We start from the raw sequence: 4969 nt of genomic DNA on the forward strand, positions 1-4969 counted from the left end.
CTGCGCCTGGTTGACCTGGTCGCCGGCGGCGTAATGGGCCTGGCGCACGGTTTCCAGCTCGGCCTCGATGTGGCGCAGGTCCGCCATGCGGGCCTCCAGCGCATTCACGGCGGCCAGTCCGTCTGCCTGAATCCGGTCCTGCTCGGCCTTTGATTCGCTGCGCTTCAGGAACCAGAGCTGGTGCTGTTTGAGCGTGCCGGCAGCTGTCAGGGTGTTGAATTTTTGCGCGACTTCAGCCTGTTTTTCCAGCTTGTCGAGGTTGCTATTGAGCTCGCGCAGGATGTCTTCGACGCGGGTCAGGTTTTCCCGCGTGTCGCCCAGGCGGTTCTCGGTCTCGCGGCGCCGTTCCTTGTATTTTGAGACACCCGCCGCCTCTTCCAGGAACAGACGCAGCTCTTCGGGCTTGCTCTCGATGATGCGGCTGATGGTGCCCTGACCGATGATGGCGTAGGCGCGCGGCCCCAGCCCGGTGCCCAGAAACACATCCTGCACGTCGCGCCGGCGCACCACCTGGTTGTTGATCAGATAACTGCTGTTGCCGTCGCGCGTGAGCACCCGTTTGACGGCGATTTCGCCAAACTGGTTCCACTGACCGCCGGCGCGGTGGTCGTCGTTGTCAAACACCAGCTCCACGCTGGCGCGGCTGGCCGGCTTGCGCGTGGTGGTGCCGTTGAAAATCACGTCCTGCATCGACTCGCCGCGCAACTCCGAAGCCTTGCTCTCGCCCAGCACCCAGCGCACCGCGTCCATGATGTTGGATTTGCCGCAGCCGTTCGGCCCGACCACCCCCACCAGTTGCCCGGGCAGCAAAAAATTGGTCGGCTCGGCAAACGACTTGAAGCCTGATAACTTGATGGAATTGAGACGCACAGGAAGTTGTAAAAACGACTAGGAACAGGAAGCCGCCCGACAAGCAGCCGGGGTCAGCGTACAACGAACCGCCATGATAACTTGTGGCAAAACCGCCAGCCCGGCTATCCGGTGCGCAGACTCCGTTGCCTCGAAGGTCTGCGCACCACACCGATAATTGCCGCATGGTCGAAACACACCCTCCCCCGCTTGCACATGCGCCGATGGCGCGGCCCAGTTCCCTGACTGCGCTGTTCTGGGCTTTTACCGGTTTGGCACTGCAGGGTTTTGGCGGCGTGGTGGCCATTGCCCAGCGCGAACTGGTGGACAAAAAGCGGTGGCTCACGCAGGCCCAGTTTGTCGAAGACTGGGCGGTGGCCCAGGTGTTGCCCGGCCCCAACGTGGTGAACCTGTCGCTGATGATTGGCGACCGCTATTTCGGCGTGCGCGGCGGCATGGTGGCGCTGGCGGGCATGCTGGCCTTTCCGCTGGTCATCGTGCTGATTCTGGCGGCGCTGTTTTCAGGTGTCTCCGAGTCGGTGGCGGTACAGGGGGCGCTGCGCGGCATGGGTGCCGTTGCGGCGGGCATGATTGCCGCCACCGGCCTCAAGCTGCTTTCAGCCCTGAAGCACAATGCCCTCGGCACTCCGGTCTGCTGGGCGCTGGCAGCGGCCACTTTTGTCGCCATTGCGCTGCTCAAGCTGCCGCTGATCTGGGTGCTGCTGGGCCTGGGCGGCCTGGCTGCGCTGTGGGCTTACCGCCAGCTCGGGCGCCTGGCACAGGCGGCGTCATGAGCCCCACCCTGATCACCCTGGGTGCCGCCGACTGGCTGGCCCTGTTGACGCATTTTTTGTCGCTGTCGCTGCTGGCTGTGGGTGGCGCCATCACCACCGTGCCCGACATGCACCGCACGCTGGTGGATCAGAACCAGTGGCTCAGCGACGGGCAATTCAACGCCTCGATTGCCATCGCCCAGGCCGCGCCCGGCCCCAACGTGCTGTTTGTCGCCCTGATGGGCTGGCATGTGGGGCTGAACGCGGGCGGTGGCCTGGCTGCCGGCTGGGTCGGCTGGGGCAGCGCCTTGCTGGGCGTGCTGCTGGCCATGCTGGGTATTTTGCTGCCCAGCACCACGCTGACATTCGTGGCCTCGCGCTGGGGCCATCAAAACCGCGAGCTGCGCGCCGTGCGCGCTTTCAAACAAGGCATGGCCCCGGTGGTGGTGGCCTTGTTGATCGCCACCGGCTGGATCCTCACGGCCGCCCATGGTGCCGACCTCGCGCATTGGCCGCTGTGGCTGCTGACCGCCGTGGTGGCCGTGCTGGTCTGGCGCACCCGGCTGCATTTGTTGTGGCTGCTCGGCGCCGGCGCGCTGCTTGGCGCCCTGGGCTGGGTTTGACGTGAAAAAACCCCGTCATTGCGAGGAACGCAGTGACGTGGCAATCCAGGATGTCCGGGTTCATGGATTGCCGCGCTACGCTCGCAATGACGGGAACCGGGGGGTCCTGGATTGCCGCGCTACGCTCGCAATGACGAAACAGCTGTTATATTCTTTTTTTAATATATGGTAATCATCAAAATGTAGTTTGAAATATATGGGTTGACCCGTAAAGTCCACCCCCATGTATGACATCGCTTTCATTTTTGCCGGGTTTTTTGTCGGGGTCGTGGTCGGCTTGACCGGGGTCGGCGGCGGCTCGCTGATGACGCCTATCCTGATCTTTGTGTTCGGCGTCAAACCCTATATGGCGGTCGGCACCGACCTGCTGTTTGCGGCCTTCACCAAAATGGGTGGCACGGTCAAAATGGCGCGCTCCGGCCTGGTGCCCTGGCGCGTGGTGCTGCACCTGAGCGCGGGCAGCATTCCGGCGGCACTCATCACGCTGTGGGCTCTCAAAACCATCGGTCCGGCTGATGCGGCCATTCAACATCTGATGACATCAACCCTGGGTGTGGCCCTGCTGCTCACGGCTGCCGCCACCCTGTACAAGGCCATGCGCGGCAAGGCTGCCCCGACACGCATCGCCGCCGGCCAGGAGGCGCAAGCCACCACGCCGCGCCACTGGAGCCTGCCGCTGTTGCTGGGCGCCCTGATCGGCACCCTGGTGTCGCTCACCTCGGTGGGCGCCGGTGCCATTGGCGTCACCGCGCTGATGCTGCTCTACCCCATGCTGCCGCTGCCACGCATCGTGGCCGCCGACATTGCCTACGCCGTGCCATTAACACTGGTGGCGGGTGCCGGCCATGCCTCCCTGGGTTCGGTGGACTGGTCGATGCTGAGCCTGCTGCTGGCGGGCTCGCTGCCCGGCATCTGGCTCGGCTCGCACTTCATGACCCGCGTGCCCGAGCGCGTGATCCGCTCATTGTTGTCCGTGCTACTGGCCTATGCCGGCACCAAATTGATCGCGCTCTGATTCTTTCTGTTCCCATTTCAGCGTGCCGGATAATCCCCGGCTCAAATTTACCGGCCCCACTTTCGCTTTAGTATTCAAGAACCATGTACCAATACACTGATTTTGACCGTCAATTCATTCGCCAACGAGCGGCCCAGCATCGCGACCAGCTGGAGCGCAACCTGAAGGGTGAACTCAGCGACGACGAATTTCGCCCGCTGCGACTGCAAAACGGCTGGTACATCCAGCGCTACGCGCCCATGCTGCGCGTGGCTGTGCCTTATGGCGAGCTGGCCAGCCGGCAATTGCGGGCACTGGCGCAGATTGCGCGCCAATACGACCAGCCCAGCGAAGCGGTCTACCAGCACGCCAGTGATACTCAGGCCGAGCTCGGCACACCGCATCTGCCGGTGGGTTATGGCCACTTCACCACCCGTCAAAACGTGCAGTTCAACTGGATCCCGCTCGACAAGAGCGCCGATGTCATGGACCTGCTGGCCACGGTCGACATGCACGGCATCCAGACCAGCGGCAACTGCATCCGCAACATCACCAGCGACGCGCTGGCCGGCATCGCCCCCGACGAGGTCATCGACCCGCGGCCCTATGCCGAAATCATGCGCCAGTGGAGCACGCTGCACCCGGAGTTTGCCTTCCTGCCGCGCAAATTCAAGATCGCCATCAACGGCGCCGCTGAAGACCGCGCCGCCGTCGCCTGGCATGACGTGGGCCTGCACCTGGTGCGCAATGCTGCCGGCGAGATCGGTTTCAAGGTGCTGGTCGGCGGCGGCATGGGCCGCACCCCGATGATTGGCAGCGTGTTGCGCGAGTTCCTGCCCTGGAACCAGATCCTGAACTACCTCGAAGCCGTGGTGCGCGTTTACAACCGCTTTGGCCGGCGCGACAACCTGTACAAGGCGCGCATCAAGATCCTGGTGAAAGCCGAAGGCCAGCACTTCATCGACGAAGTGGACGCAGAGTACGCGCAGATACTGGCGCACGATGGCGCGGCACACGCCATACCGCAAGCCGAGCTGGACCGGGTCGCGGCCCATTTCCAGCCACCGGAAGCCATGGATCGCCACGGCCTGCGGCCTCGCGATGACGAAGCTTCCGTCATTGCGAGCGAAGCGCGGCAATCCATGTCTTCATGCGTAACCGATTCATCCGAATACCAGCGCTGGCTCAGCCAAAACGTGCGCGCGCACAAAAACCCGGCGCTGCGCGCGGTCACGCTGTCCTTCAAGCGCCTTGGTTTTGCGCCCGGTGATGCCACGGCAGAACAGCTCGACGCCGCCGCCGACCTGGCCGACCGCTTCAGCGCCGGCGAAGTGCGCGTCACGCACGAACAAAACCTGCTGCTGCCCTGGGTTGCTGCTTCCGACCTGCCCGCCCTGTGGCAGGCGGCACGTGCCCTGGGCGTGGCCAAAGCCAACATTGGCCTGCTCACCGACATGATCACCTGCCCCGGCGGCGACCTGTGCGCGCTGGCCAATGCCCGCTCCATTCCGCTGGCGCAAGCCATCACCGAGCGTTACCAGGACCTCGACGAACTGTTCGACCTGGGCGCCGTTGACCTGCACATCAGCGGCTGCATGAACTCCTGCGGCCACCACCACACCGGCCACATCGGCATCCTGGGCGTGGACAAGGACGGCCGCGAGTGGTACCAGATCTCGCTGGGCGGCTCCGACGGCAGCACTTTGAGCGGCCCGCCCGTGGCCGGCAAA

General features: G+C 64.1%; 5 protein-coding genes. 4 read left to right on the forward strand and 1 reads right to left on the reverse strand.

Features of this window, described 5'->3' with window-relative positions; all coding sequences use genetic code 11:
• Window positions 1–870 (reverse strand): AAA family ATPase (locus NDI87_RS16530; RefSeq protein ID WP_296276665.1); only part of this gene is annotated, 870 nt, incomplete at its 3' end.
• 164 nt (window positions 871–1034) lie between these two features.
• Here NDI87_RS16530 and NDI87_RS16535 point away from each other — a divergent pair.
• The 4 genes from NDI87_RS16535 to NDI87_RS16550 all read left to right on the forward strand — a co-directional run.
• Window positions 1035–1643 carry a chromate transporter gene (locus NDI87_RS16535; protein WP_296276667.1) on the forward strand — a complete coding sequence of 203 codons (609 nt, stop codon included), beginning with the start codon at window positions 1035–1037 and terminating at the stop codon, window positions 1641–1643.
• Window positions 1640–2245, forward strand: coding sequence for a chromate transporter (locus NDI87_RS16540; RefSeq protein WP_296276669.1), 606 nt, complete (start codon window positions 1640–1642; stop codon window positions 2243–2245). Before NDI87_RS16535 ends, NDI87_RS16540 begins: the two co-directional genes overlap by 4 nt.
• A gap of 223 nt (window positions 2246–2468) precedes the next feature.
• On the forward strand, window positions 2469–3260 hold the full coding sequence (locus NDI87_RS16545; protein WP_296276670.1) for a sulfite exporter TauE/SafE family protein: 792 nt from the start codon (window positions 2469–2471) through the stop codon (window positions 3258–3260).
• 83 nt (window positions 3261–3343) lie between these two features.
• On the forward strand, window positions 3344–4969 hold a 1626-nt coding region (locus NDI87_RS16550; RefSeq protein WP_296276671.1), incomplete at its 3' end, for a nitrite/sulfite reductase.

It is taken from the genome of Rhodoferax sp. (assembly GCF_023701345.1).
In the GTDB taxonomy this organism is placed as follows: domain Bacteria; phylum Pseudomonadota; class Gammaproteobacteria; order Burkholderiales; family Burkholderiaceae_C; genus Rhodoferax.